The following is a 24563-nucleotide window of genomic DNA, read 5'->3' as shown; positions in this document are numbered from 1 at the left end:
ACTCCCATCAGGACGTGCCCTTCGAGGGTCTGGTCGAAGCGGTCAACCCGACACGGTCCCTGGCCCACCACCCCCTCTTCCAGGTCATGCTCGCCTTCAACAACACCCCGCGCACGACACTGAAGTTCGCGAATGTCCAGGCCTCGGTGCGGCCCGCAGACGTCCATGCGGCGCGCACGGATCTGGCGCTGAGCCTGGCCGAGCGGTACGGCGGGGACGGTTCGCCGGACGGGGTCGTCGGCTCCCTCACTTACCGTACCGACCTGTTCGAGCGGGCCACGATGACGGCTCTGGTGGAGCGGTTGCTGCGGGTGCTGCGCGCCGTCACGGACGATCCCACTCAGCGCGTCGCCGCGGTCGATGTGCTGTCCGAGGAGGAGCGGCACCGCCTGCTGGAGGAGTGGAACGACACCGCCACTGCCCTCCCTTCGGGCACGCTTGTGGAGCTGTTCCAGGCTCAGGTCGAGGCCACTCCGGACGCCGTCGCCCTGATCTGCGACGGCACCCACATCGCCTACGACGAGCTCAACACCCGCGCCAACCGTCTGGCGCGGCTCCTGGTCGAGCGGGGCGCCGGCCCGGAACACATCGTCGCCCTCGCCCTTCCCCGCTCACCCGAGATGATCACCGCCCTCCTGGCGGTCCTCAAGGCGGGAGCGGCATACCTTCCCATCGACACCGGCTATCCCGTGGAGCGCATCCGCTTCATGGTCCAGGACGCCCACCCCACCCTCGTCCTCACCCACACCACCACCGCCGACATCTGGAGCCAGGGCACCCCGACCGTCTACCTCGACGACCCCGCCCTCCAGGCCCGCACAGCCACACTGGACCCCACCAACCCGCACACCACACCCGACCCCGCCCACCCCGCCTACGTCATCTACACATCCGGCTCCACCGGCACACCCAAGGGCGTCACCGTCCCCCACCGAGGCCTCGCCAACTTCATGGACGACATGAAGAGCCGGATCGGTGTCAGGGAAGGGGACCGGTTGCTGTCCGTGACGACGATCGCATTCGACATCGCCGGGCTCGAGATCTACCTGCCGCTTCTGTGCGGCGCCGGGGTCGTGCTGCCCGGGGCCGCGGTGGCGAACGAGCCGCTCGCCATGGTCGCGCTGATCGCCGAGGCCGAGGTCACCGTCGTTCAGGCGACGCCTTCGCTCTGGCGGGAACTGTCGGCGGCGTCCGGCGCGACGGGCCTCGGGTTGCGCCGTGTGCTGGTGGGCGGCGAGGCCGTCTCCGCGACCCTGGCGGAGACGCTCCGCGGGCTCGGCCGGTCGGTGACGAATGTGTACGGGCCCACCGAGACGACCATCTGGTCGACGGCCGCCGAGCTGAACCGTGCCGATGACGCAACGGCTCCGTCGATCGGCCGTCCGATCTCGAACACACGGGTGTACGTGCTGGATGCCGAGCTGCGTCCGGTCGTGCCGGGCGTGGCCGGTGAGCTGTACCTCGCGGGGGCGGGACTCGCCCGCGGCTACCTGAACCGGCCGGGGCTGACCGCGGAGCGGTTCGTCGCCGACCCCTACGGCCCCGCCGGATCCCGCATGTACCGCACCGGCGACCTCGCCTCCTGGAACAACGACGGCACCCTGCGCTACCTGGGCCGAACCGACGACCAAGTCAAACTGCGCGGATTCCGCATCGAACTCGGCGAGGTCGAAGCCGCGCTGACCGCATGCCCCGCCGTCGCCGGCGCCGCCGTCGTGATCCGCGAGGACCGGCCCACCGACCACCGGCTCGTGGGATACGTGGTGCCCGAGGACGGCAAGGACCTCGACCAGAGAAACGTGTGGGACCAGCTGAGGCTCACACTGCCCGAACACATGGTGCCCTCGGCCGTCGTCACCCTGGACGCACTGCCACTGACACCCAACGGGAAACTGGACCGCAAGGCACTCCCCGCACCCGACTACACCCGCACCACCACCCCCACCCGTGCCCCCGGCACCCCGCGCGAGCAGATCATCGCCGGCCTCTTCGCCGAGGTCCTCGGCCTGGATGTCACCCGGGTCGGCAGCGACACGAGCTTCTTCGCCCTCGGTGGGCACTCCCTGCTCGCGATGCGCCTGATCGGGCGGATCCGTGCCGCCCTCGGCGCGCAGTTGCAGCCCAGGGACTTCTTCGAGGCGCCCACCGTGGCCGGGCTCGCCGAGCGGCTGCGCGGGGCGGCGAAGGCACAGGGCGACGTCCTACTGCCGCTGCACCTGGAAGGAAATCGGGCACCGATCTTCTGTGTCCACCCGGCGGGTGGACACAGCTGGGGCTACTACCATCTCAAGGATCACCTGCCGCCGGGCCACCCGCTGTACGGCCTCCAGGCCCGCACCCTGCTGCAGGGCGCGGAACCCCCGGCCACGCTTTCGGTGATGGCCGCGGACTATGTCGAGCAGCTGCGCTCGGTGCAGCCGAAGGGGCCGTATCACCTCGTCGGGTGGTCGTTCGGCGGCCTCGTCGCCTTCGAGATGGCCACTCAACTCCAGCAGCAGGGTGAGGAGATCGCACTCCTCGCACTGCTGGACGCTTTCCCGGCCGCGGCAGAGGACGGCGACGAGCCGGTGCCCGCGGACGAGGACAAGATGCTGAGGATGATCGCCGCGAACGCCGGCTACGATCCTGACGCCATCCCCACGGTCGGTGCGAACGAGCCGCTGACACCGGACGCGTTGAGCGCGTTCTTCCAGCAGGTCGGTGCGGTGATGGCCAACCTGACGGCGGACGACCTCCGTACGTTCGCGCACACGCTGCGGCACAACGCCGGCATCGGCGCGGCGTTCACACCGGCCGTGTTCCGCGGCGACCTGCTGCTGCTGACGGCGGCGCTGGGCCGGGACGGTGCCCGAACCGCCCCCGGCAAGGGACGCGACGCCTGGACGGCGCACGTCACTGGACGGGTCGACGAGCACCAAGTCCCGTGCAGCCACGATGACATGTTGATGCCGCACATCCTGGAGCCGGTGGGCGGGATCCTGTCCCGCGCCCTTCGGAACCAGAACCCGTGAGCAAGACCCCATCCATCAAGCCCCCATCCATCAAGCCCCCATCCATCACGCCACCAAGGAGCCCGGCATGACGAACCCCTTCGAGAACCCGGACGGCACGTACGTGGTGCTCGTCAACGACGAGAACCAGCACTCGGTCTGGCCGGTCTCCGTGAACGTGCCTGCGGGCTGGACCATCGCGCACCCGAGCGACACGCGCGAGGCATGCCTGCGCTTCATCGAGGAGAACTGGACCGACATGCGCCCGCGCAGCCTCGCGCAGCGCATGGCCGACAAGTAAGGAGATGGGGAAGAGCGTGCGGTCCCCGATCCCCCGTTCCGCTGCCGGCTACGACCGTGCGCGGCACGGCATCCACAATCTGCGCCGCGCTGAGGTCATAGCCGACCCCCGGCTCTACTGGGAGGCGATTTCCGAGCTTCCGCCCGTCTTCTACGACGAGGTGGGAGGCGTCTGGGTCTGCTCCGGGTACGCCGAGTCGGTCGAGATCCTCGCCAACCACCGGGCGTTCTCGTCCGTGCGCCACCACGCCCCGGACGACCTGTCGGCACGCGGCATGAGCGGCATCGCGCCAACCGCAGAGATGCTGTCCGCGCAGTTCCTCTTCAACGACCCGCCCGAGCACACCCGGGTCAGGAACGCCCTCCGCGGCGAGTTCTCACCAGCCAGCATGCGCCGGCACGACCCGGTTCTGCGTGCGATCGCCGGCAAGGTACTGGACACGCTGCCCGACGCCGGAACGATCGATCTGGTGGCGGACTTCGCGGAACGGCTGCCCGAGCACCTGATGACCCATCTGCTCGGCATGGCGGGCCGCGGTGCGGAACTCACGGCGTGGGCCGACTCCTACGAGCGACTGCTGAGCAGTGTCTCCACCTTCCCGAGCCGAGCCGACCTGGAGACGGTCCCGCTCCTCGAGAAGGCGCTCGCCGGGCTGCGCGAGCTGGCCGCCGATCGCCTCGCGGCGCCCGGCGACGACCTCGTCACCACCCTGGCGACGGCCCTGCGGGACGACTTCGAGACCGATCCCTCGAAGGAACCGCCCGCCGAACTGCTCCAACTCGTCGCCGCCAACGCGCTGGTCCTCGTCGCCGGCGGTTACCAGACCCTGACGCACCTCGTCTCCACCGGACTGCTGCTGCTCGCCGAGAACCCGGAGCAACTGCGCCGGCTGCGGCAGGACCCCGCGCTCGTCGACTCCGCCGTGGCCGAGACTCTGCGGATCGACGGGTCGAGCCAGTACGTGGGCCGGCATGCCGTGCGCGACGTCGAGATCGGTGGCGCGCGGCTCAAGGGCGGGGACGGAGTCCTCGTCCTGCTCGCCGCGGCCAACCTCGACCCCCGCAAGTTCACCGACCCCACCGCCTTCGACGTTGCGCGCAGCGAGGGCCGCCACCTCGGATTCGGCTCCGGCCCGCACTACTGCCTCGGTGCGCCGTTCGCCGAACGCCTGGCGCGCTGGGCGATCCTCGGCTTCATCGAGCGCTACCAGCACTTCGGGCTCTCGCCGGTGGACCCGGACCCGGTGGAATGGGGGCCTCACTGCAACACCCGCTCCCGGCACCGGGCAGCGGTGCGGGTCGGTCGTACGCCCCAGGCCGAGGCACAGGACGGCCCGTCGGCCGGCCTTCCCTCCACAGCCGAGGCAACGAGGGCTCCGGTGGCCGACGCGGTGCCGGAAGCCAAGACGGTCAGCGATCTCGAACGGCACCAGATCATCACCGAGTGGAACGACACCGGCGCCGACGACGGCGCCGCCCAGGTCTGCTGGCACCTGCTCTTCGAGGAGCGAGCCCGACTGACGCCGGACAGCCCGGCGGTCGAGGACGAGGGCGTCGCCTACTCGTACGCGGACATCGACGCATTGGCCAACGGTGCCGCTCACCGGCTGCGTGACCTGGGCGTGGAGCCCGAGACGGTCGTCGCGATCAGCATGGAACGCTCCGTGCGGCTCGTCGTCGCCATCCTCGCCGTGGCCAAGGCCGGAGGCGCCTTCCTGCTCGCCGCTGCCGACTGCCCCGGCGAGCGCCTCAAGACCATGCTGGAGCAGACCTCCGCCCGGCTCGTCATCACCGACGACGCCACCGGCGACCGGATCGCGGGTCTGGGTGTCCGGGCCGACGTCGTGCGACTCGATCCGGCAGTACGCGCCTCCGCTCCGCCGATCACCGGCGTTGCGCCGGGCAATACCGCCTACGTCGTGTTCACCAGCGGCACCACTGGCCGGCCGAAGGCCATCGCCAACAGCCACGAGGCGCTGTCGAACCTGCACATCGCCCAGCGCAAGGTGTTCCGGATCCGGCCACAGGACCGGGTGTTGCAGTTCCTGTCGCTGAACTTCGACGGTTGCATCTCCGAAGTCGTCCTCGCTCTGCTGTGCGGGGCGACGCTCGTCGTCGCGCGGACCGCACATCTGACCCCCGGCCCGCCGCTCCTACGGCTGCTGCGTGAACGACGGGTGAGCGCCGCCATCCTGACGCCGTCGGTGTGGTCGGTGCTCGCGCACGATCCGCTGCCCGACTTGCGCATCGCGGCCTTCGCGGGCGAGCGGCTGCCCGGCGGCCTGGTCCACCGCTGGACGGCGCCGGGCCGCAGGCTTCTCAACCTGTACGGGCCCGCCGAAACGGCGGTCTGGTCCACCTGGCACGAGTGCGCCGGCGAGGACGACCCGCCGATCGGGCGCCCGGTGGCAGGCAAGCGTGTCTACGTCCTGGACGACGAACACCGGCTGCTGCCGCCCGGGATTCCGGGCGAGCTGTACATCGCCGGTATCGGTGTCGGCCGCTATCTGGGGCGCCCTGACCTCATGGCCGACTCGTTCGTGCCCGACCCTTTCGCGGGGCGGGCCGGACGGCTGATGTACCGGAGCGGTGACCTGTGCGTCTGGCGGGAGGACGGCTCTCTGGAGTACGTCGGCCGCCGCGACCGCCAGGTCAAGATCCGGGGGCAGCGCGTCGAGCTGTACGAGGTGGAGCGCGTGCTGGAGAAGGCCCCCGGCGTGTCCTCCTGCCACGCCGTCGAGCGCGACAACAGGCTGCACGCCTTCGTCGTACCCGAGCGGTCCGGTTCCTGGGACGAGTCGGCGGTACGTCGCCACCTGGCCGAGCGTCTGCACCTCGGCATGATTCCGGCGACGTTCACCGTCACGGACCAGCTGCCGCTCACCTCGAACGGAAAGGTGGGGGAGAAGCACGAGACGGCGACGCCCGGGAACGAAGCCGTCCGGATCGTGGGTTCGGCCGCTACCGCGGCTCCGGTACCGGTACGCGCGGTACCTGCCGCGTCCGTACCTGCCGCATCCGTGCCGGACACCGGCGGAAGGGCCACCCGCATCACGTGGGAGCTGGCCCAGCTGTTCTCGTCGTGCCTGCGCGTGCCGCAGGTCCGCGTGAAGCTGGACACCGACTTCTTCTCCGCAGGCGGCGACTCGCTGGCCATGGCCGAGTTCATGGCGGCCGCCGAGGAACGCTTCGGCGTGGTCTTCGACGTACAGCGACTGCTCGACCAACCGACCCTGGCCGGGTTGGTGCGGCTCGTGAGCGAGGGGCGAGAGGCTCAGTGAACGGCAGAGCGATACAGACCGGCACGGACCGGGCGCGACCAGTGGTCAGCGCTCTGGGAGACGGGACAGGTGAGGCTGCCCGGCCCGTGATGATCGTGCACGGTTCCCTCGACCGCAGCGACGCGTTCCGCCGGGTGGCCGACCACCTGCGAGACCGTCCGGTCCTCGGCTACGACCGGCGCGGCTGGGGAAGATCCCGCCCGCTCGGAGGCGCGGACGTCGACTACCAGGTGCACGTGCACGACCTTCGCACGGTCCTGGCCGAGCTGGACGTGGCGCCGATCGTACTCGGCCACAGTTACGGCGCCCTGGTGGCGATGGCCGCCGCCGCCGCGGACCCGTCGCGCATCGCCGGGATCGTCGCCGTGGAACCCCCGGTGCGCTGGCTGCCCTGGTGGCCCGCCGACGACCCGTGGGAGCAGACCGTGCGCAGCGCCGCGGAGGGTGGGCCGGAGCAGGCGACACGGGCCATGCTCGCCGAAGTTCTGGGCCCGGCAGGCCGGCTGCACGTGGCACGCGCACGGCCGTCCGACCTTGCCGCGGACGGGACGGCCCTCATCTCCGAGATGACGGACCCCGCCGTCGACGTCCCGAGCTTCGACCCGGCGACGTTTCCCACCCCTGCCGTGGTGGCGGCCGGCTCTCGGTCAGCCACGCACCACAGGGTCGTGGCACAGCGGCTCGCCGAGCTGCTGCCGCACGGCCGCTTCGCCGAGATCTCCGGCGCGGGTCACGCCTCGCACGTCAGCCATCCGCGAGAGCTGGCCCAACTGGTGGAAGAAATCGACGTGATCGAGGAGCAAGACCGATGATGCCCAGTGCGCTTGAGAACGCCGTCTACGGACTCATCTCCACTCCGGTGCTCCACAGCGCCGTCAAGCACGGGGTGTTCACATCCCTCATCGAGGACGGCCGGGGCACCGTCGAGTGCCTCGCCGAGCGCCTCGACATCGACCAGGACACCCTGGAGCGCATGCTGCTGGTCATGACCTCCCTCGGCGTCGTGGAACGCGCGGCGGGCGGGGAATACTCCCTGACCTCCGACGCGGCGCCGTTCCTCGACCGCCGCAGCACCCGGTACCTGGGCGGCTTCATCGAGCACCTCACGCTGGAGACCTCGGGCCGCCTCGGCCGCCTGGACACCTACCTCTCCGAAGGAAAGCCCGCCACGGAGGCGTCCCCGTTCGACGACGTGTACCGCGACACCGAGTCGCTGCGGGCCTTCATGCGCGCCATGTGGGACTTGAGCTTCGGCATGTCGCAGGAGCTCGCCGCCCTGGCCGGGATGGCGGGGGCGACGCATCTGGTGGACGTCGGCGGGGCCACCGGCCCGTTCGCCGTGGCGGCGCTGCTCGGCGCCCCGACCTTGCGGGCCACAGTCTTCGACATGCCGGTGGTCGGTCCGTTGGTCGGCGAGGACGCCCAGGCACATCCCGTCGCTGACCGCCTCGACTTCGTCGGCGGCGACTTCTTCGCGGACGAACTCCCGCGCGGCGACTGCCTTGCCTTCGGTTACATCCTCTCCGACTGGGACGACGACACCTGCGTCATGCTGCTGGAGAAGGCATACCGTGCGTGCCAAAGGCCCGGCCGGGTCCTCATCATGGACCGCCTCTTCGAGGACGACCACAGCGGTCCGCTGGCCACCGCCGCGATGAACCTGGTGATGCACATCGAGATGGCCGGGAAGCACCGTACGGGCGCCGAGTTCATCGCCCTGCTGGAGCGGGCCGGGTTCAGTGACTGCGAAGTGCGCAGGGCCGGCGGCGAGAAGCACTTGGTGATCGGCCACAAAAGGTAGTCGCCATGGGTGGGCAAGACCCCACGGATGAACAACACGTCATGCAGCAGAACGGAGCTTCCTCCATGAACGACACGCCACATCACGGGCCCGAACACTCCACCGGCCAGAGGAGTTGACCCGACATGACCGGGCCCGTCGACCTCACCGCCTCCGTCAACCACACCCCGCTCGTCGACACGCGACTGCTGTCCGTGGACGACTCCGAGGCCCGCGCCACCCACCGTGTCTACGAGCACCTGATCGGCATGTGGGCGCCCGGAGTCATCGAGGCCGCCCAGGACCTCGGCGTGTTCACTGCTCTCGGTGCCGGCCCGTACACCGCCGCTCACCTCGCCGAGACCCTCGGTACCGATCTGCGGGCCACCCGCGTCCTGCTGGACGGGCTGCACGCCTATGACATCCTCCAGCGCGAGCGGGGTGCCGACGGCCAGGCCGTCTACACCTTGCCGACCGCCCTGCGTGGCGTCTTCGCGCCCGACGGTCTGTTCAGTCTGGCCGGGAAGATCACCCACGACCGGAACATCGCCTGGCACGCATGGCGACACCTCGCCGACAACGTGCGCGACGGCGCCCGCAGTGCTCTCGGCGGCGCCCAGGTCAACCAGATATCCGAGGAGGACTACGCCGCCCTTGCCCGCGGCATCAACTTCTGGGCCCCGCCGGTCGTCGCGGTGCTCGCCGCCGCCCTGCGCGAGCACGGCTGGGGCCAGGACGCCGAGGCCACCCTGCTGGACGTCGGCTGCGGCACCGGCATCTACAGCCACCTGCTCCTCGAGGCGTTCCCGCGGCTGACGGCGCGGGGCCTCGACGCCCCGAGGATCATCGAGATCGCCGTCGCACAGGCCGAACGGCTCGGCGTCGCCGACCGGTTCGAGCCGCTCACCGCCGACTTCTGGGCCGACGACTGGGGCAGCTGCACCGACCTCGCCCTGTTCGTCAACATCTTCCACCTGCAGACACCCGAGTCAGCACACGAGCTGCTGCTGAAGTCCGCCAAGGGGCTCACCGACGGCGGCCTCATCGCGATCGTCGACCACATCGTCGACGAGGACGCCGGCGGCGCCAACACCCAGAACCGTTTCTCCCGGCTGTTCGCCGCGTCCATGCTGGCCACCGGCGGCGGCGACGCCTACACGATCCAGGACTACGACCAGTGGCTCGCCGATGCGGGCCTGCGCCGCACGGCCCTGCTGGACACGCCGATGCACCGGGTACTGCTCGCAGGCCGTGCGTGACCTCCGTACCTCGCTGCCCTGCCGCCCACCGGACCGGACGTTCCAAGGCCCCGTGGGCCACCTTCCACCGGAACGCACGGACCCGGTGGGCGGCTCTCCCTCCTGGGCCGGCCCGGGTCCCCGGGCCGCTCGGGCGGGTGCCGGAGGGGCGCCCGGGAAGGGCCGGTCAGCCGGTGCCCTCGATGCGGAGGGTCAGCTGCTTGAGCAGCGCGGCGAGACAGGTGCGGTCCCGTGCCGTGAGGGCGGCGAACAGCTCGCCCTCGGCCCGGCCGCGGAGCGCCATCGCGCGCTTCCAGACGGCGAGGCCGGTGTCGGTCACCTCGACGTCGACGCGCCTCCGGTCGTCGGCGGACGGTGCCCTGCGGACCCAGCCGGCCCTCTCCAGCGCGTCGAGCCGGCCGGTCGTCCCGGCGGCGCTCACCCCCAGATCGGCGGCCAGCGCGGAAGGGGTCGCCCGGCCCGGGGTGTCCCGGATCATCAGGTGGTGCAGCGTCTCGTACTCGTGGATCTGGAGCCCGGCCCCTTCGACGGCGCGGCGCGTGGTCCGCTTGAGGTGGCGCCGGATCCGGTCCAGCCGGACCGTGATCGCCTCCACCTCGTCGTCGAAGTCGATGCCGATCCAGTGGTCCCGCCAGCGGTCGACGTGGCCGTCCGCCCAGTCGTGCGGCAGGTCGGGGCGAGGTTGCTCCATGCGAGGATTCTAGACATTCCCTTCGCTGCCGAATAACTGGTTGACGAGAATTTCGGCACCGAAATACCTTCCCCGCTGTGAAGCGACGAAGTCATCGAGTCCTGCGCCACCCCGGCTTCCGGTACCTGGTGGCCGGCACCGCGGTCAACGCGCTCGGCAACGCCATCACGCCGGTCGCCCTGGCGTTCGCCGTCCTCGACCTGGGGGGATCGGTCGTCCAGCTCGGCCTGGTGGAAGCCGCGTTCGCGGCCTGCCAGGTCGTCACCACCCTCGCCGGCGGAGTCCTGGGCGACCGGGTCTCGCGGCAGCTCATGATGACGGGGGCGTCGGTCGTCAGCGCCCTGGTCATGGGCGGGCTGGCCGGCGCGCTGCTGCTGGACGTCGCCACCATCCCGCTGATCGCGGTCCTGGGCGGACTCGGCGGCGTGGTCTCCGCGCTGGGACGCCCCTCGGCCATGGCGATGACCCGGCTGGTCGTGCCGCAGGACGAACTGGGCGACGCGGTGGCCCTGCGCACGCTGCTCCAGACCGGCGCCTCGACCGTCGGCTACGCCGTGGCGGGAGTACTGGTCGCCGCCGTGGGGTCGGGATGGGCGGTCGTGGCCGACGCCTGCACCTTCGCCTTCGCCGCGGCGGCCTTCGCCCGTCTCCGCGTCCCCCACGTCCGCACGCCCCGGGCCGCGTCGGCGGTGGCGGACCTCAAGGACGGCCTGCGGGAGGTGATGCGGCACAGCTGGCTCTGGCTGCTGATCCTCCAGGCCCTCCTCTACCACCTCTTCTACGGCGGGGCCCAGGCGGTGCTCGGTCCCGTCGTCGTGGGCCAGGGACTCGGCCGGTCGGCCTGGGGACTCGCCCTGTCGGTCCTGATGGCCGGCTTCGTGACCGGCGGCCTGCTCTGCCTCCGCATACGGCCGCGGCGCCCGCTCGCGACCGGGGTGGTCCTGCTGGCGTTCACGGGCTTCTTCCCGCTCGCCATGGCCCTCTCCGACACGCTGTGGCCCGTCCTGCTCGGCGCCTTCCTGCACGGACTGGGCCTGCAGATGTTCGACGTGTACTGGGAGCAGTCCATCCAGAGCCATGTGCCGGAGGACAAACTCGCCCGGGTCTACGCCTTCGACACGGTCGGCTCCTTCGTGGCCCGCCCCGTGGGCCTGGCCCTCACCGGCCCGGTCGCCACCGCCGTCGGCTTCGAGACGTGGCTGCTCGTCGTCGCGGCGGTGATCTCCGGAGTGTCGCTCGTCGCGCTGGCCGCCCGGGGAGTGCGCGACCTGGAGCGGGCCGGCTGAGATCCGGCCCGCCGGGTCCCGGGCGCCGCCCGGAACGCACCGCACCCGGGGCCCCGTCGGGACTCCGGGTGCGGTGCCGCGGGGAACGCCTCACGCGCGGACGCGCCGCACCGCCCCCTTGAACACCGGCCACGCCAGCAGCAGCAGGATCACCGCGTACACGGTCACCGCGAACGGCGTGTTCACCAGGCCCGAGACGCTGCCGTCGCTGATCTGCAGGGCGCGGCGGAGCTGCTGCTCGGCGTTGGGGCCGAGGATGACGCCGATCACCGCGGGCAGGACCGGCAGGCCGTAGCGCCGCATGCCGAAGCCGACCAGGCCGATGATCAGCAGGATCACCAGGTCGACGACCTCGCCGCCGACGGCGTACGCGCCGACCGCCGCGAAGAACATGATCCCGGCGTAGAGGTAGGGCCGCGGGATGCGCAGCAGCTTGGCCCACACCGGTGCCAGCGGCAGATTGAGCGCGAGCAGCAGCACCATGCCGACGAAGAGGGAGGCGATCAGGCCCCACACCAGCTCGGGTTCCCGTTCGAAGAGCAGCGGGCCCGGCTGGATGCCGTACTGCTGGAAGGCGGCCAGCATGACCGCCGCGACGGCCGTGGTCGGCAGCCCCAGGGTCAGCATGGACACCAGCGTGCCCGCCGCCGAGGCCGACGCCGCCGACTCCGGACCGGCCACGCCCTCGATGGCGCCCTTGCCCCACTCGTCCTTGTGCTTCGACAGCCGCTTCTCCGTCACGTAGGAGAGGAAGGTGGGGATCTCCGCGCCGCCCGCCGGGATCGCGCCGAACGGGAAGCCGATGAACGGGCCGCGCAGCCACGACTTCCACGTCCGCCGCACGTCGCCGCGGCCGAGCCAGGGGCGCCCCACCGGGATCGGCTCGGCCGCACCGCGCCGCAGGTGCGCCGCGACCCACAGCGCCTCGCCGATCGCGAAGAGACCGACCGCGACGATCACCACGTCGATGCCGTCGGCGAGTTGCAGCGAGCCGAAGGTCAGCCGCTGCTGGCCGGTCATCTGGTCCAGACCCACCAGGCCGATCGTCAGGCCGATCAGCAGGGAGGCCAGGCCTCTGATGCGCGACGAGCCCAGCACCGAGGTCACCGCGATGAACGCCAGCACCATGATGGCGAAGTAGTCGGGGGCACCGATGTCCACCGCCAGGTCGGCGACCGTCGGCGCCAGCACCACCAGCAGGATCGTGCCGATCATGCCGCCCGCGAAGTGACCGATGGCGGCGGCTGCCAGTGCCTGTGCGCCGCGCCCCGCCTTGGCCATGGGGTTGCCCTCCATGGCCGCGACCACCGCGGCGCTCTCGCCAGGGGTGTTGAGCAGGATGGAGGTGGTCGACCCGCCGAACATCGCGCCGTAGTAGATGCCCGCGAACATGATGAACGCGGCCACCGGATCCAGCCCGTACGTCACCGGCAGCAGCAGCGCCACGGCCATCGCCGGGCCGATGCCGGGCAGCACGCCGATGGCCGTGCCGAGCAGGACGCCCAGGGCGGCCCACAGGAGGTTGAGCGGAGTGAGGGCCGTGCCGAAGCCGTCCAGGAGGGAGTTCAGGGCGTTCATGTCACAGCACTCCCATCAGCGGACCGCCGGGCAGCGGAACTCCGAGCAGCTTGTCGAAGACGACGTACGTGATCAGGGACAGCACCGCGGCGATCAGCGGATCGCGGTCGACGCGCCGGCTGCCGAGGGCGAACGCGGCCCCCCAGAACAGCAGCGCGCCCGCGACGGGGAAGCCGGCCGGCTCGATCAGCACCGCCGCGCCCAGGAAGATCCCGGCCAGCAGCAGCACCGTGCGCCAGTCCGCCGGTTCGGACAGGTCGACGTCCTCACCGCCCTCGGCCTCGCCCCGGCCGCCGCGCAGGACGTCGACGGCGAGCAGCGCGGCGATCACCAGCAGGCCCGCGCCGACGACGACGGGGACGGTCTTCGGGCCGACCGGACCCCGCTGGGTGATGTCGACGTCCATGGTCAGGGCGTCGGTCAGCACCAGCACGCCGAGCGCCAGCAGCAGGACGCACACGCCCAGTTCGGAGTGGTCGCGCAGCCACGAACGCCGCACGGCGGCCGGCTCCGTGGACGTCTCGGTCCGTGTCGTCACAGTCCCAGCTCCTTCAGTACCGACACCACACGCTGGTCCTGGACCTCCAGGAACGAGCCGAACTCCGCACCCGTCAGGAAGGCGTCGTCCCAGCCGTTCTGCTCCAGGGACTTCTTCCATTCGGGGGAGTCGTGCAGCTCCTCGACCAGGCGGGTCAGCTTGTTCCGCTCCGCGTCGGTCAGGCCGGGCGGGGCCACGATGCCGCGCCAGTTGGTGAAGTCCACGTCGTAGCCGGACTCCTTGAGCGTCGGGGCGTCCTCGAGCTCGTCCACACGCTCCGGGCCCGTCACCGCGAGCACCCGCAGCTCGCCCGCCCTGATCTGGTCCAGGTACTCACCGACGCCGGAGACCCCGAAACCGACCTTGTTGCCGAGGATCGACGCGAGCAGCTCACCGCCCCCGTCGAAGGGGATGTAGTTGACGGACCTGGGGGAGATCCCGGCGGCCTGCGCCATCAGCATCGGCGCGAGGTGGTCGGGCCCGCCCGGGGACGAGCCGCCGCCGACGGGGATCTTGCCGGGACTCTCCTTCCAGGCGGTGATCAGCTCGTCGATCGTCCGGTACGGGGAGTTCTTGGCGACCACGACGACGTCCTGCTCCTCGGTGAGCCGCGCGATCGGCGTGGTGTCGGCGAGGGTCTTGGGCGCGTGGTTGGAGCGGGCGGCGCCCACGACGCCGAGTCCCATGGACATGGCGAGCTTGCCGTTGCCGTGCTCGCTCACCAGCCGGCTCAGGCCCACCGTGCCGCCCGCGCCGGGCAGGTTGAACACCTCGATGTCGTGGGTGAGTCCGGCATCCTCGGCGTTCTTCGCGGCCGTGCGGGCGGTGATGTCGTAGCCGCCGCCGGGCGTGTTGGGGACCATGAAGCGCAGGCCGGGGATCTGCGTGCCGGCCCCGGACTCGCTGCCCGTCGAGAGCAGCGGGGGACCGGCGAGGACGAGCACGGCGGCCCCGAGCACGGCAAGGGGGGTGCGCAGGCGCACGAATGCCACCACCTGTCGGTTGGGTAGGTCGGTACGGGAAGCCCTGTGGGGGAGGGTGACGTGGGCCACATGGTGCCCCCGGTCCGGCGGTGTGTCCTCCTTGCGGAACCAAGGGAGGTTGTGGTCTTTGCGGTCGCCCGTCCGGCGCCTCACAGGTCGCCGCCGGTCACCGCCCGCCGGGGCGGCGCGTATCACCGGCACATCGCCGGTTCGTTGCGAAGACGGCACATCCCTTTCCTTCGCCGCAGGTGGGCGCCATGATGGCGACCCGGCACCCCGCCCCGACCCTCCTGCCCCCGTCAGCCGAGATCGAGTACGCCGTGGCCCCCACCTTCCGCCGTCACACCCTCGCGGGCGAGATGCTGGTCCTCCAGCTCGCCATCGTCGTGGTGGTGCTGCTCGGGGTGGCCGCCGTCTCCCTCGCCCAGTCGAAGGCCACGTTCAACCGGGTCGAGGGCCGCCGCGTCGCCGCCCTGGCGGAACAGCTGGCCGCCACCCCGCTGGTCCGCAGTCAGCTGTCGCGCCCCGTACCGCAGGAGGCCCTCGCCCCGCTGGTGAACGCCACGCGGACCCAGTCCGGCGTCACGTCGGTCACGGTGGCCGACGCCGGCGGCCGCATCGTCAGCTCGACCGACCCGACGGTGGTCGGCACCCGGCTGCCGCTCGCCGACGGCGCCGTCGAGGGACGCGGCTGGTCGGGGGCGCTGACCCTGGGCGGCAGCCGGGAACTCGTCGCGCGGGTACCGGTGCTCGGGGACACCCGGGCGACCCTCGGCCGGCACCTCGGCACGGTGATGGTCGGCGAGGCCGACCCCACGGTGTGGCAGCGGCTCGGCGGTGCCTCCTCCTACCTCCTCGCCTACCTCGGCATCGCCAGCGGCCTCGGTGTGGCCGGCTCCTGGCTGCTCGCCCGGCGCGTCAAACGGCAGACCCTCGGCCTGGAACCCCGCGAGATCACCGGGCTCGCCGAGCACCGGGAGGCGATGCTCTACGGCATCGCCGAGGGCGTGGTCGCCCTCGATCCGCAGCACCGGATCACCCTGGTCAACGAGATGGGCCGGCGCCTGCTCGACCTGCCCGGGGACTGCGTGGGCCAGAGCCTGGACGGCCTGGGCATCGACGGGCGGCTGCTGGACGTCCTGACCGGCGCCACGGCCGACGCGGCGGACCGGCGCGAGACGGACGGACGGCGCGACGAGGTCGTCGTCCGCCACGGCCGGGTCCTGGTCATGAACCGCATGACCGTCACCAAGGACGGCCGTGCGCTCGGCTCGGTCACCACCCTGCGCGACCGCACCGAACTGGCCCGCCTGGAACGGGAGATCGGCGCCTTCCGCAGCACCTCGGAGCTGCTGCGGGCCCAGGCCCACGAGTTCGCCAACCAGCTCCACACCATCTCCGGGCTGATCCAGATCGGCGAGCAGGACGAGGTGGTGCGCTACATCCGCGCGCTCAGCCGGCGTCGCCAGTCCCTCGACGTCACCCTCAGCCGCCGGGTCCGCGACACCGCCGTCGCCGCGCTGCTGACGGCCAAGTCCTCCCTCGCGGCCGAGCGCAGGGTCGCCCTGCGCGTCTCCGAGCGCACCGCCCTGGGCCGGCTCGCCCCGGAGGACGCCGCCGACGTGGCGACCGTGGTCGGCAACCTCGTCGACAACGCGGTGGACGCCGCCGCGACGTCCGCCGGCGACGCCGCCTGGGTCGAGGTCGAGCTCAGACAGGACGCCTCCAGCGTGGAGATCGTGGTCCGCGACTCGGGGCCCGGCGTGGCGCCCGAACTGGCCCGCGAGGTCTTCTCGCACGGCTTCACCACCAAGGCCGCCCGGCAGGGCGAGCGCGGCATCGGCCTGGCGCTGACCCGGCTCGTCTGCGAACGCCACGGCGGCGAGATCTCGGTGACCAACACCCGTGAAGGGGCCGTGTTCACCGCACGCATGACGGTCAGCCACCTCACCGACGCGGTGGCGGAAGGAGCAGCACCATGAAGGGGACGAGCGGCACCGGCCGCGCCACCGCCACGACCGGCGCGATCGGCGTGCTCGTCGTCGACGACGACTTCATGGTGGCCCGGGTCCACCGCGCCTTCGTCGAACGCGTCGAGCCCTTCCGGGTCGTCGGAGTCGCCGGTACCGGCGAGCAGGCCCTGGCGGCCGTCGACGAACTCCGGCCCGGACTCGTCCTGCTCGATCTGTACCTGCCGGACCTCTTCGGCCTGGACGTCGTCACCCGGCTGCGCGCCGCCGGTCACGACTGCGACGTCATGGTCATCAGCGCGGCCCGGGAGGCGGACACGGTGCGCGGCGCCGTCCGCCACGGGGTCGTCGACTACCTGCTCAAACCATTCGACTTCGAGGACCTGCGCGTCCGGCTGGAGCGCTACGCCGGCCGGCGGGGGCGGCTGCTCGGCACCGTCGTACGCGGCCAGGCCGACGTGGACCGCGTCCTGGCCGGAGCGGCGGTACCGGCCGCCCCGGTCCCGGCGCTGCCCAAGGGAATGAGCGTGGAGACGGCCGGGCTGGTCGAACGCACCCTCCGCGACGCCGAGGGCACGCTGTCCGCCAGCGAATGCGCGGCGCTGACCGGCGTCTCCCGGGTCAGTGCCCGCCGCTACCTGGAGTACTTCCACACCGTCGGCCGCGCGGAGGTCTCCCTGCGCTACGGGTCGACGGGCCGCCCCGAACGCCGCTACCGCTTCCGGGAGGCGGTCACCGGCCTGGCGCTCCCGCCCGCAGCCCGTCCATGACGAAGTCCAGGAACCGGGTGGCCCGCGGCTGCCAGTCCTCGCCGGGTCCGATGAGCCACAGACCGCCGATGACGAGGAAGAAGTCGTCCGCGGTGATCCCGGCCCGGATGGTGCCGGCCTCCTCGTTGGCGCGGAGCAGGAGCGCGGCGGCGTCCATGACCGGGGTGGGATGCGGCTTCTCCGGGCTGCCGGGCGCGCTGGTGACCAGCCGGATCGCGTCAGCCAGGCCGGCCTTGGTCATGGCGAACCCGGCGAGGCGGTCCATCCACTCGCGCAGGGCCCGGACGGGCTCCCGGGTGGCCAGCAGCTGGGGTGCGGCATCGGCCACCTGCTGCATCTCGTACCGGTAGACCTCCAGGACGAGGGCCTCGCGGTTGGGGAAGTTGCGGTAGAAGGTGCCCTGCCCGACGCCCGCCTTCTTGGCGATGGCGCTCAACGGCGCGTCCGCGCAGCGCGTCAGCTCCTCCGTGGCCACGCGCAGGATCCGCTCGCGGTTGCGCTGTGCGTCCGAGCGCAGGGGACCGGTCGGGTTGTCCCTCTTCGACTGCGACACCCGTCCTCCTCCCGGGTCCGTGGCCGAATCCCGTTCTTGCTAAGCGGACAACTGTCCGTTACGTTTCCAGTGAGCGGACAGTTGTCCGTTTCCCGTCCACTCTAGCGGCGGACGCCGGGCGGCGGGACCGTCCGGTGTCCGCTCATGGACACATCCACCGCCTACAGCCCGTTTTCCCTGTCACCAGACACCAGAGAAGGCTGACCATGGCCCCAGCGCCCTCGTCGACGTCCAGTGCCATCACCCTGAACATCAACGGCGAGAAGCACCAGCTGACCGTCGACCACCGCACCACCCTCCTCGACGCCCTGCGCGAGCGCCTCGACCTGACCGGTACCAAGAAGGGCTGCGACCAGGGGCAGTGCGGCGCCTGCACCGTCCTGGTCGACGGGCGCCGCGCCGTCTCGTGCCTCAACCTCGCCGTCGCGGCCGAGGGACGCGAGATCACCACCATCGAAGGCATGGCCGAGGGCGACCGGCTGCACCCGGTGCAGCAGGCCTTCCTCGACCTCGACGGCTACCAGTGCGGTTACTGCACACCCGGCCAGATCTGCTCGGCCGTCGCCGTCATCGAGGAGCACGCCGCCGGCTGGCCGAGCGCCGTCACCGACGACGTGCGGCCCGAGGCCGGACCACCACCCCTCACCCCCGACGAGATCCGCGAGCGCATGAGCGGCAACCTCTGCCGCTGCGGCGCCTACGTCTCGATCGTCCGGGCCGTCGCCCGCGCCGCCGAGGCCCACGGCGACGGCACCACGACCGGGAACGCCGAGGAGGCCGCCGCATGAGGGAATTCGGCTACCGGCGCGCCGACGACGTCCACGGCGCCGTGGCACTGCTCGCCGCCGACCCGGACGCCCGGTTCCTCGGCGGCGGCACCAACCTCGTCGACCTGATGAAGACCGGCGTCGAACGGCCCGCGCTGCTCGTCGACGTCCGCGAACTCCCCCTGGACGGGATCGAGCCGACCGCCGACGGCGGCCTGCGTATCGGCGCGACCGTCACCAACAGCGACCTCGCCGCGCACCCCGAAGTCCGCCGCCGCTACCCGGTGCTGGCCCAGGCCGTGCTGGCCGGTGCCTCCGGGCAGCTGCGCAACATGGCCACCGTCGGCGGGAACCTCCTCCAGCGCACCCGCTGCGGCTACTTCACCGACGTGAGCAAGCCCTGCAACAAGCGCGTCCCCGGCAGCGGCTGCCCCGCGATCACCGGGGAACACCACAACCACGCCGTCCTGGGCGCGTCCGACCACTGCGTGGCCGTGCACCCCTCGGACATGGGCGTCGCCCTCACCGCCCTCGACGCGGTCGTCGGCTACGAGACCGCCGACGGGCCGGGCGAGTTGCCGCTCGCCGACCTCTACCTCCCCGTCGGCGACACCCCGCACCGGGAGACCGCCCTGCCGCCCGGCGCGCTCATCACGGGCGTCACCCTGCCGCCCGCCCCCGTCGCCGCCCGCTCCCGCTACCGCAAGGTGCGCGAACGCGCCTCGTACGCCTTCGCGATCGGGTCGGCCGCAGCCGCGCTCGACATCGAGGACGGCGTCGTGCGCGAGGCACGGCTGGCCCTCGGCGCCGTCGCCTCCCGTCCCTGGCGGGCCCGCGCGGCCGAGACCGTGCTGACCGGCTCGCCCGCCAACGGCGACACCTACGCCGCCGCCGCGGACGCCGAACTGGCGGCGGCCAGGCCCCTGCCCGACAACGCGTACAAGGTGACCCTCATGCGCAACCTCGTGATCGCCGTGCTCACCGAACTCGCCGAGGAGGCCGCCCGATGACCACCGCCACGACCGGCCGTACGCCGGTGCAGGGCGCCGTCGGCACCGCGCACACCCGCGTGGAGGGCCGCGACAAGGTCACCGGAGCGGCCCGCTACGCAGGCGAGATCCCCTTCGCGGACCTCGCCCACGGCTGGCTGGTGCTGTCCACCGTCACGCGCGGCCGCATCCGCTCCCTCGACACGGAGGCGGTCCTCGCCATGCCCGGCGTGCTGACCGTCGTGCACCACCAGAACGCCCCGCGCCTCGACACCGACTACATCGGCCTGCTGGGCGGCCCGCCGGACCCGACCGCCGCCGTCTTCCAGCACGACCGGGTGCCGCACGCCGGGTGGCCGGTAGCCCTCGTCGTCGCCGAGACGCCCGAGCAGGCCAGGGAGGCCGCCGAGGCCCTCGTCGTGACGTACGACGAGGAGCCGCACGACACCACGCTGCGCCCCGGCCACCCCGACGCGCACCCCGTCGGCGGGCACATGCCGGCGGAGACGCAGAAGGGCGACCCGGACGCCGCCCTCGCCGCGTCCGCCGTCGTCCTGGACGCCGAGTACACCACCCCCGAAGAGCACCACAGCATGATGGAGCCGCACGCGGCGACCGCGCTCTGGGACGGCGGACGGCTCGAGGTCGTCGACTCCAACCAGGGCACCACCTGGGTCAAGGACGAACTCGTGAAGCTGTTCTCCCTCGACGAGTCGGCCGTGCGGGTGCGTTCCGAGCACATCGGCGGCGGCTTCGGCAGCAAGGGGCTGCGTGCCCACCAGGTGGCCGCCGTGATGGCCGCGACCGCGCTCCAGCGCCCGGTGCGCGTCGTCATGACCCGGCGTCAGATGTTCTCGCTGGCCGGGTACCGCAGCCCCACCGTCCAGCGCATCAGGCTCGGCGCCGGCACCGACGGCCGGCTCCGCGCCCTGGAGCACCTCTCGCTGAACCAGACGTCCACGGTGTACGAGTTCGTCGAGCCCGGCGCCGGCGTCTCCCGGGTGATGTACGACGCCGAGGCCCACCGCACCGCCAACCACGTCGCACGCCTCGACGTGCCGTCCCCGACCTTCATGCGGGCGCCGGGCGAGGCGCCGGGGTCGTTCGCGATCGAGGCGGCGCTCGACGAACTCGCCGAGCGCTGCGGCGTCGACCCGATCGAACTGCGTCTGCGCAACGAGCCCGGGGCGGGCCCGGTCTCCGGGCAGCCCTTCAGCAGCCGCAACCTCGCCGCCTGCTTCCGCGAGGGCGCCCGCAGGTTCGGCTGGGCGGACCGCGACCCGCGTCCCGGCGTGCGCCGCGACGGCCGGTGGCTGCTGGGCACCGGCACGGCCGCCGCCTCCTTCCCGGCCGGCGCCGGGCCCTCCACGGCCCTGCTGACCGCGGAGGCCGACGGCACCTTCACCGTGCGGATCGCCGCCGCCGACCTCGGCACCGGCGCCCGCACCGCCCTCACCCTGATCGCCGCGGACGCGCTGGAGGTCACGCCGGACCGGGTCCACGTCCGCATCGGGGACAGCGACTTCGGACCCGCGATGATCGCCGGCGGCTCCATGGGCACCCGCTCCTGGGCCTGGGCGATCACGGCCGCCGCCGCGGAACTGCGCGAGCGGCTCGCCCTCGGCACCGCCGTCCCGTCCGAGGGCATCACCGTGCGCTCCGACACGACCGCCGCCCTCGGCGCCCTCGCGCAGAAGGAACGGCACTCCTTCGGGGCGCAGTTCGCCGAGGTCGCCGTGGACACCGCCACCGGCGAGGTGCGGGTGCGCCGCATGCTCGGCATCTTCGCCGCGGGCCGGATCGTCAACCCGCTCACCGCCCGCAACCAGCTGGTCGGCGGCATGGTCTGGGGCATCTCCATGGCCCTGCACGAGGAGGCGGTCCGCGACCGGGCCACCGGCGGCCTCTACGGACCCGACCTCGCCGGCTACCACGTCGCCACGCACGCCGATGTGACGGACATCGAGGCGGACTGGGTGGACGACCCCGACCCGGACGACCCGGTCGGCATCAAGGGCGTCGGCGAGATCGGCATCGTGGGCGCCGCCGCGGCCGTCGCCAACGCCGTCTGGCACGCCACGGGCGTCCGCCACCGCAGCCTGCCGATCCGGCCCGACCGCGTGCTGACGGCGGCGGTGCCGGTGGACGGGGGAGCGGCGGATGCTTGACATCGCCGGTGAGCTGCACCGCTGGATCGAGGAGGGCCGGGAGTTCGCCGTCGCCACCGTCGTCTCCGTCGGCGGCAGCGCGCCGCGCGGTCCCGGCGCGGCCCTCGCCGTCGACGGCGAGGGCACGGCGCTCGGCTCGGTCTCGGGGGGCTGCGTGGAGGGCGCGGTGTACGACCTGTGCACCGCGGCCCTGCGTGACGGCGAGACGGTGCGCGAACGCTTCGGGTACAGCGACGAGGACGCCTTCGCCGTCGGGCTGACCTGCGGCGGAGTCATCGACGTGCTGGTCACCCCGGTCGGGGCGGGCTCGCCGTTGCGGGCGGTGCTCCGGGCGGCGCTGTCGGCCGCCGTCCGGGACGAACCCGCCGCCCTCGCCCGGGTCGTGCGGGGCCCTGCCGGGCTCCTCGGGCGGGCACTGCTCGTCCGCGCCGACGGCTCCCACGAGGGCGGACTCGGCGGTCACCCCGACCTGGACCGCACCGCGCTGACCGAGACGCGGGCGCTGCTCGACGCGGGGCGCACCGGAACGGTCGGCCTGTCGGAGGACGGCTCGCACTGCCCCGGTGGACTCACGCTGCTGGTCGAGTCCCGCGTGCCACCGCCCCGCATGATCGTCTTCGGCGCTGTCGACTTCGCCGCGGCGCTGGTGCGCGCCGGCAAGTTCCTCGGCCACCACGTGACCGTGTGCGACGCCCGGCCCGTCTTCGCCACCCGGGCCCGCTTCCCCGAGGCCGACGAGGTCGTCGTCGACTGGCCGCACCGCTATCTGCGCGGTACCCCGACCGACGGGCGCACGGTGCTGTGCGTCCTCACCCACGACGCCAAGTTCGACGTACCCCTGCTGACCGAGGCCCTGCGGATGCCGGTCGCGTACGTCGGCGCGATGGGCTCGCGGCGCACCCACGACGACCGCGAGCGACGGCTGCGCGAAGCGGGCCTGGGCGAGCGGGAGCTGGCCCGGCTGCGGTCGCCCATCGGCCTGGACCTCGGCGCGCGCACACCGGAGGAGACCGCGCTGTCCATCGCCGCGGAGATCGTCGCCGTCCGGCGCGGCGGAACGGGCCGGCCGCTGACCGGCGGAGCGGCACCCATCCACGGCGGTCTTTCCGGGGCGGCCGCCTGACGGTCCGGGGCGCGGCCCGGCGGGTCAGGGCAGCGTCGAGGCGCCCGCCAGCCGGACCGCGGCCTCCAGCATCGTCGCGTGCACGAAGGCCTGGGGGAGGTTGCCGCGCAGCTGCCGCTGACGCACGTCGTACTCCTCGGCGAACAGCCCGGGCGGTCCGCAGGCCGCCCGGGTGCGCTCGAACCAGCGGAACGCGCCCACCCGGTCACCGTGCCGGTGGGTGGCGAGCGCCATGGTGAACCCGCACAGCAGGAAGGCCCCCTCCGCGTCGCCGAGCGGCTCGCCCGGGTGCTCGAAGCGGTACAGGTACCCGTCCTCGCCGAGCCGGGACTCGATGTGGGCGCGGGTGGCGGCCCCGCCGTCGTCGCCGAACGCGCAGCCGCGGGCCATCGGCACCAGCAGGGCGGCCTCGGCCCCGTCGTCGTCGGCGGCCCGGCGCCAGCGCCCGTCGGGACGCAGGCAGCGGCGCCGGGTCTCCCGCAGCACGGTCTCCGCGAGAGCGTCGCAGCGCCGTCCCGCGCCGCCGGGCAGGACCTGCGCCATGCGCCGCAGTCCGCACACCACGCTGAGCCGGGAGTGCGTCCACCAGCGGTCCTCCAGCTCCCACAGCCCGGCGTCCGGCCGCAGCCACCGCCGCTCCACGACGTCCACGGCGACGGCCGCGGCGCGTTCCGCGTCCTTCGTCAGCCGGTCGTGCGCGGCCGCCGCGGCGAAGAGCTGGAGCGCCTCCCCGAAGGTGTCCAGCTGGAACTGGGCCCCGGCGTCGTTGCCGACGTGGTCGCTGCCGCCGGGATAGCCCGGCAGCCGCAGGGAACGGTCCCCGCCGACCGGCCGGCCGTCGACGGTGTAGGCGGGACGGACCCCGTCACCGTCCTCGAGGATGCGCTCGGCGACGAACCGCACGGCGTCGTCGGCCAGCGGATGCGGTCCGTGCGCGGCGACGGCCAGACCCGCGTAGCACTGGTCGCGCAGCCAGGCGAAGCGGTAGTCGTAGTTGCGTCCGGTGTTGGCCCGCTCGGGCAGGGACGTGGTGGCGGCGGCGACCATGCCCCCGGAGACGCTGGTCAGCCCGCGCAGGACGGCGTACGCGTGCCGGGCGTCGCGGGGCGCGACCAGCCGTGAGCAGTCCGGGACCACCCGCCGCCACTCCTGTTCCGTGGCCCGCCACAGCGCGTCCGCGTCGAGCGGTTCACTCACCGGCCCCGCGGACAGCTCCAGCACGACGTCGTGCGACTCGCCCTCGCGCAGCCGGAACTCGCCGACCAGCCCCTCGCCGGGCCGCGGCACCGCGTCCGGCGCGCCGCCCAGCCGCATCCGCAGCCCTTCGGCCTCCGCCCGCCACACCCCTTCCTCCCGGCGGGGAGCCGTCGGGGGGGGGGGGGGGGGGGCCCCCCCCCCCCCCCCCCCCCCCCCCCCGCCCCGCGCGCCCCCCCCCCCCCCCCCCCCCCCCCCGGGCCCCCCCCCCCCCCCCCCCCCCCCCCCCCCCCCCCCCCCCCCCGCCGACCCCGGGCAACCCCCCCCCCCCCCCCCCGGCCCC

The 24563-nt window shown here is 72.8% G+C and carries 18 protein-coding genes and 1 pseudogene; 13 read left to right on the top strand and 6 right to left on the bottom strand.

Going from position 1 to position 24563, the window contains the following annotated elements:
- The 6 genes from ACFWJB_RS34295 to ACFWJB_RS34270 form a co-directional block, all read left to right on the top strand.
- A partial coding sequence (locus tag ACFWJB_RS34295; RefSeq protein ID WP_386927155.1) for an amino acid adenylation domain-containing protein occupies positions 1 to 3011 on the top strand: 3011 nt, incomplete at its 5' end.
- A gap of 67 nt (positions 3012 to 3078) precedes the next feature.
- Positions 3079 to 3291, top strand: a complete 213-nt coding sequence (locus ACFWJB_RS34290) for an MbtH family protein (protein ID WP_385467232.1) — start codon at positions 3079 to 3081, stop codon at positions 3289 to 3291.
- A gap of 16 nt (positions 3292 to 3307) precedes the next feature.
- Positions 3308 to 6571: an amino acid adenylation domain-containing protein gene (locus ACFWJB_RS34285; protein WP_386927153.1), complete on the top strand. Its 3264-nt coding sequence runs from the start codon at positions 3308 to 3310 to the stop codon at positions 6569 to 6571.
- An 89-nt stretch (positions 6572 to 6660) separates the two neighbouring features.
- Positions 6661 to 7383, top strand: a complete 723-nt coding sequence (locus ACFWJB_RS34280) for an alpha/beta fold hydrolase (RefSeq protein ID WP_385467247.1) — start codon at positions 6661 to 6663, stop codon at positions 7381 to 7383.
- Positions 7383 to 8372 carry a methyltransferase gene (locus ACFWJB_RS34275; protein ID WP_386927151.1) on the top strand — a complete coding sequence of 330 codons (990 nt, stop codon included), beginning with the start codon at positions 7383 to 7385 and terminating at the stop codon, positions 8370 to 8372. Before ACFWJB_RS34280 ends, ACFWJB_RS34275 begins: the two co-directional genes overlap by 1 nt.
- Positions 8373 to 8497: 125 nt before the next feature.
- Positions 8498 to 9610 (top strand): methyltransferase, encoded by a 1113-nt coding sequence (locus ACFWJB_RS34270; protein ID WP_386927149.1) that lies wholly within the window; start codon positions 8498 to 8500, stop codon positions 9608 to 9610.
- A 166-nt stretch (positions 9611 to 9776) separates the two neighbouring features.
- Here ACFWJB_RS34270 and ACFWJB_RS34265 read toward each other — a convergent pair whose 3' ends face one another.
- Complete coding sequence (locus ACFWJB_RS34265; protein ID WP_386927147.1) at positions 9777 to 10301, bottom strand: MarR family winged helix-turn-helix transcriptional regulator; 525 nt, start codon at positions 10299 to 10301, stop codon at positions 9777 to 9779.
- Between the two features lie 77 nt (positions 10302 to 10378).
- Between ACFWJB_RS34265 and ACFWJB_RS34260 the strand changes: the two genes are divergently transcribed.
- Positions 10379 to 11587, top strand: a complete 1209-nt coding sequence (locus ACFWJB_RS34260; protein ID WP_386927145.1) for an MFS transporter — start codon at positions 10379 to 10381, stop codon at positions 11585 to 11587.
- A gap of 90 nt (positions 11588 to 11677) precedes the next feature.
- On the opposite strand, the gene ACFWJB_RS34255 is transcribed toward ACFWJB_RS34260, so the two are convergent.
- The 3 genes from ACFWJB_RS34255 to ACFWJB_RS34245 are packed head-to-tail and all read right to left on the bottom strand — an operon-like array spanning position 11678 to position 14686.
- Positions 11678 to 13165: a tripartite tricarboxylate transporter permease gene (locus ACFWJB_RS34255; protein WP_386927143.1), complete on the bottom strand. Its 1488-nt coding sequence runs from the start codon at positions 13163 to 13165 to the stop codon at positions 11678 to 11680.
- Position 13166: 1 nt separating this feature from the next.
- Positions 13167 to 13703 (bottom strand): tripartite tricarboxylate transporter TctB family protein, encoded by a 537-nt coding sequence (locus ACFWJB_RS34250; protein ID WP_385467211.1) that lies wholly within the window; start codon positions 13701 to 13703, stop codon positions 13167 to 13169.
- Positions 13700 to 14686, bottom strand: coding sequence for a Bug family tripartite tricarboxylate transporter substrate binding protein (locus ACFWJB_RS34245; RefSeq protein ID WP_386927159.1), 987 nt, complete (start codon positions 14684 to 14686; stop codon positions 13700 to 13702). The genes ACFWJB_RS34250 and ACFWJB_RS34245 overlap by 4 nt, the downstream gene beginning before the upstream one ends.
- Before the next feature lie 320 nt (positions 14687 to 15006).
- Here ACFWJB_RS34245 and ACFWJB_RS34240 point away from each other — a divergent pair, with 320 nt between their 5' ends.
- Positions 15007 to 16668 carry an ATP-binding protein gene (locus ACFWJB_RS34240; protein WP_386927157.1) on the top strand — a complete coding sequence of 554 codons (1662 nt, stop codon included), beginning with the start codon at positions 15007 to 15009 and terminating at the stop codon, positions 16666 to 16668.
- Positions 16665 to 17426 (top strand): response regulator, encoded by a 762-nt coding sequence (locus tag ACFWJB_RS34235; protein WP_385467208.1) that lies wholly within the window; start codon positions 16665 to 16667, stop codon positions 17424 to 17426. Before ACFWJB_RS34240 ends, ACFWJB_RS34235 begins: the two co-directional genes overlap by 4 nt.
- Here the strand turns inward: ACFWJB_RS34235 and ACFWJB_RS34230 are convergent.
- The gene (locus tag ACFWJB_RS34230; protein ID WP_385467205.1) at positions 17389 to 17979 is read right to left on the bottom strand and encodes a TetR/AcrR family transcriptional regulator; all 591 of its coding nucleotides are present in this window, start codon (positions 17977 to 17979) and stop codon (positions 17389 to 17391) included. The genes ACFWJB_RS34235 and ACFWJB_RS34230 overlap by 38 nt on opposite strands.
- 206 nt (positions 17980 to 18185) lie before the next feature.
- Here ACFWJB_RS34230 and ACFWJB_RS34225 point away from each other — a divergent pair, with 206 nt between their 5' ends.
- The 4 genes from ACFWJB_RS34225 to ACFWJB_RS34210 are packed head-to-tail and all read left to right on the top strand — an operon-like array spanning position 18186 to position 23026.
- Complete coding sequence (locus ACFWJB_RS34225) at positions 18186 to 18767, top strand: 2Fe-2S iron-sulfur cluster-binding protein (protein WP_386927140.1); 582 nt, start codon at positions 18186 to 18188, stop codon at positions 18765 to 18767.
- Entirely contained in the window at positions 18764 to 19756 is a 993-nt protein-coding gene (locus ACFWJB_RS34220; protein WP_385467199.1) for an FAD binding domain-containing protein, read from the top strand. The genes ACFWJB_RS34225 and ACFWJB_RS34220 overlap by 4 nt, the downstream gene beginning before the upstream one ends.
- On the top strand, positions 19753 to 21903 hold the full coding sequence (locus ACFWJB_RS34215; protein WP_386927138.1) for a xanthine dehydrogenase family protein molybdopterin-binding subunit: 2151 nt from the start codon (positions 19753 to 19755) through the stop codon (positions 21901 to 21903). Before ACFWJB_RS34220 ends, ACFWJB_RS34215 begins: the two co-directional genes overlap by 4 nt.
- Complete coding sequence (locus ACFWJB_RS34210; protein ID WP_386927136.1) at positions 21896 to 23026, top strand: XdhC family protein; 1131 nt, start codon at positions 21896 to 21898, stop codon at positions 23024 to 23026. Before ACFWJB_RS34215 ends, ACFWJB_RS34210 begins: the two co-directional genes overlap by 8 nt.
- A 24-nt stretch (positions 23027 to 23050) precedes the next feature.
- On the opposite strand, the pseudogene ACFWJB_RS34205 reads toward ACFWJB_RS34210, so the two are convergent.
- Positions 23051 to 24388: pseudogene (locus ACFWJB_RS34205) on the bottom strand (glycoside hydrolase family 15 protein); the annotation flags it as partial.
- Positions 24389 to 24563: the final 175 nt, after the last annotated feature.

The organism is Streptomyces sp. NPDC127100 (genome assembly GCF_042724095.1).
Lineage (GTDB): Bacteria > Actinomycetota > Actinomycetes > Streptomycetales > Streptomycetaceae > Streptomyces.
This window is presented reverse-complemented; position numbering and strand designations above follow the sequence as displayed.

What these genes read in the sequence shown, in the direction of transcription:
- ACFWJB_RS34290 (WP_385467232.1), top strand. Translation starts at nt 3,079, where the DNA reads ATGACGAACCCCTTCGAGAACCCGGACGGCACGTACGTGGTGCTCGTC.
- ACFWJB_RS34280 (WP_385467247.1), top strand. Translation starts at nt 6,661, where the DNA reads ATGATCGTGCACGGTTCCCTCGACCGCAGCGACGCGTTCCGCCGGGTG.
- ACFWJB_RS34275 (WP_386927151.1), top strand. Translation starts at nt 7,383, where the DNA reads ATGCCCAGTGCGCTTGAGAACGCCGTCTACGGACTCATCTCCACTCCG.
- ACFWJB_RS34270 (WP_386927149.1), top strand. Translation starts at nt 8,498, where the DNA reads ATGACCGGGCCCGTCGACCTCACCGCCTCCGTCAACCACACCCCGCTC.
- ACFWJB_RS34265 (WP_386927147.1), bottom strand. Translation starts at nt 10,301, where the DNA reads ATGGAGCAACCTCGCCCCGACCTGCCGCACGACTGGGCGGACGGCCAC.
- ACFWJB_RS34255 (WP_386927143.1), bottom strand. Translation starts at nt 13,165, where the DNA reads ATGAACGCCCTGAACTCCCTCCTGGACGGCTTCGGCACGGCCCTCACT.
- ACFWJB_RS34235 (WP_385467208.1), top strand. Translation starts at nt 16,665, where the DNA reads ATGAAGGGGACGAGCGGCACCGGCCGCGCCACCGCCACGACCGGCGCG.
- ACFWJB_RS34225 (WP_386927140.1), top strand. Translation starts at nt 18,186, where the DNA reads ATGGCCCCAGCGCCCTCGTCGACGTCCAGTGCCATCACCCTGAACATC.
- ACFWJB_RS34220 (WP_385467199.1), top strand. Translation starts at nt 18,764, where the DNA reads ATGAGGGAATTCGGCTACCGGCGCGCCGACGACGTCCACGGCGCCGTG.
- ACFWJB_RS34215 (WP_386927138.1), top strand. Translation starts at nt 19,753, where the DNA reads ATGACCACCGCCACGACCGGCCGTACGCCGGTGCAGGGCGCCGTCGGC.
- ACFWJB_RS34210 (WP_386927136.1), top strand. Translation starts at nt 21,896, where the DNA reads ATGCTTGACATCGCCGGTGAGCTGCACCGCTGGATCGAGGAGGGCCGG.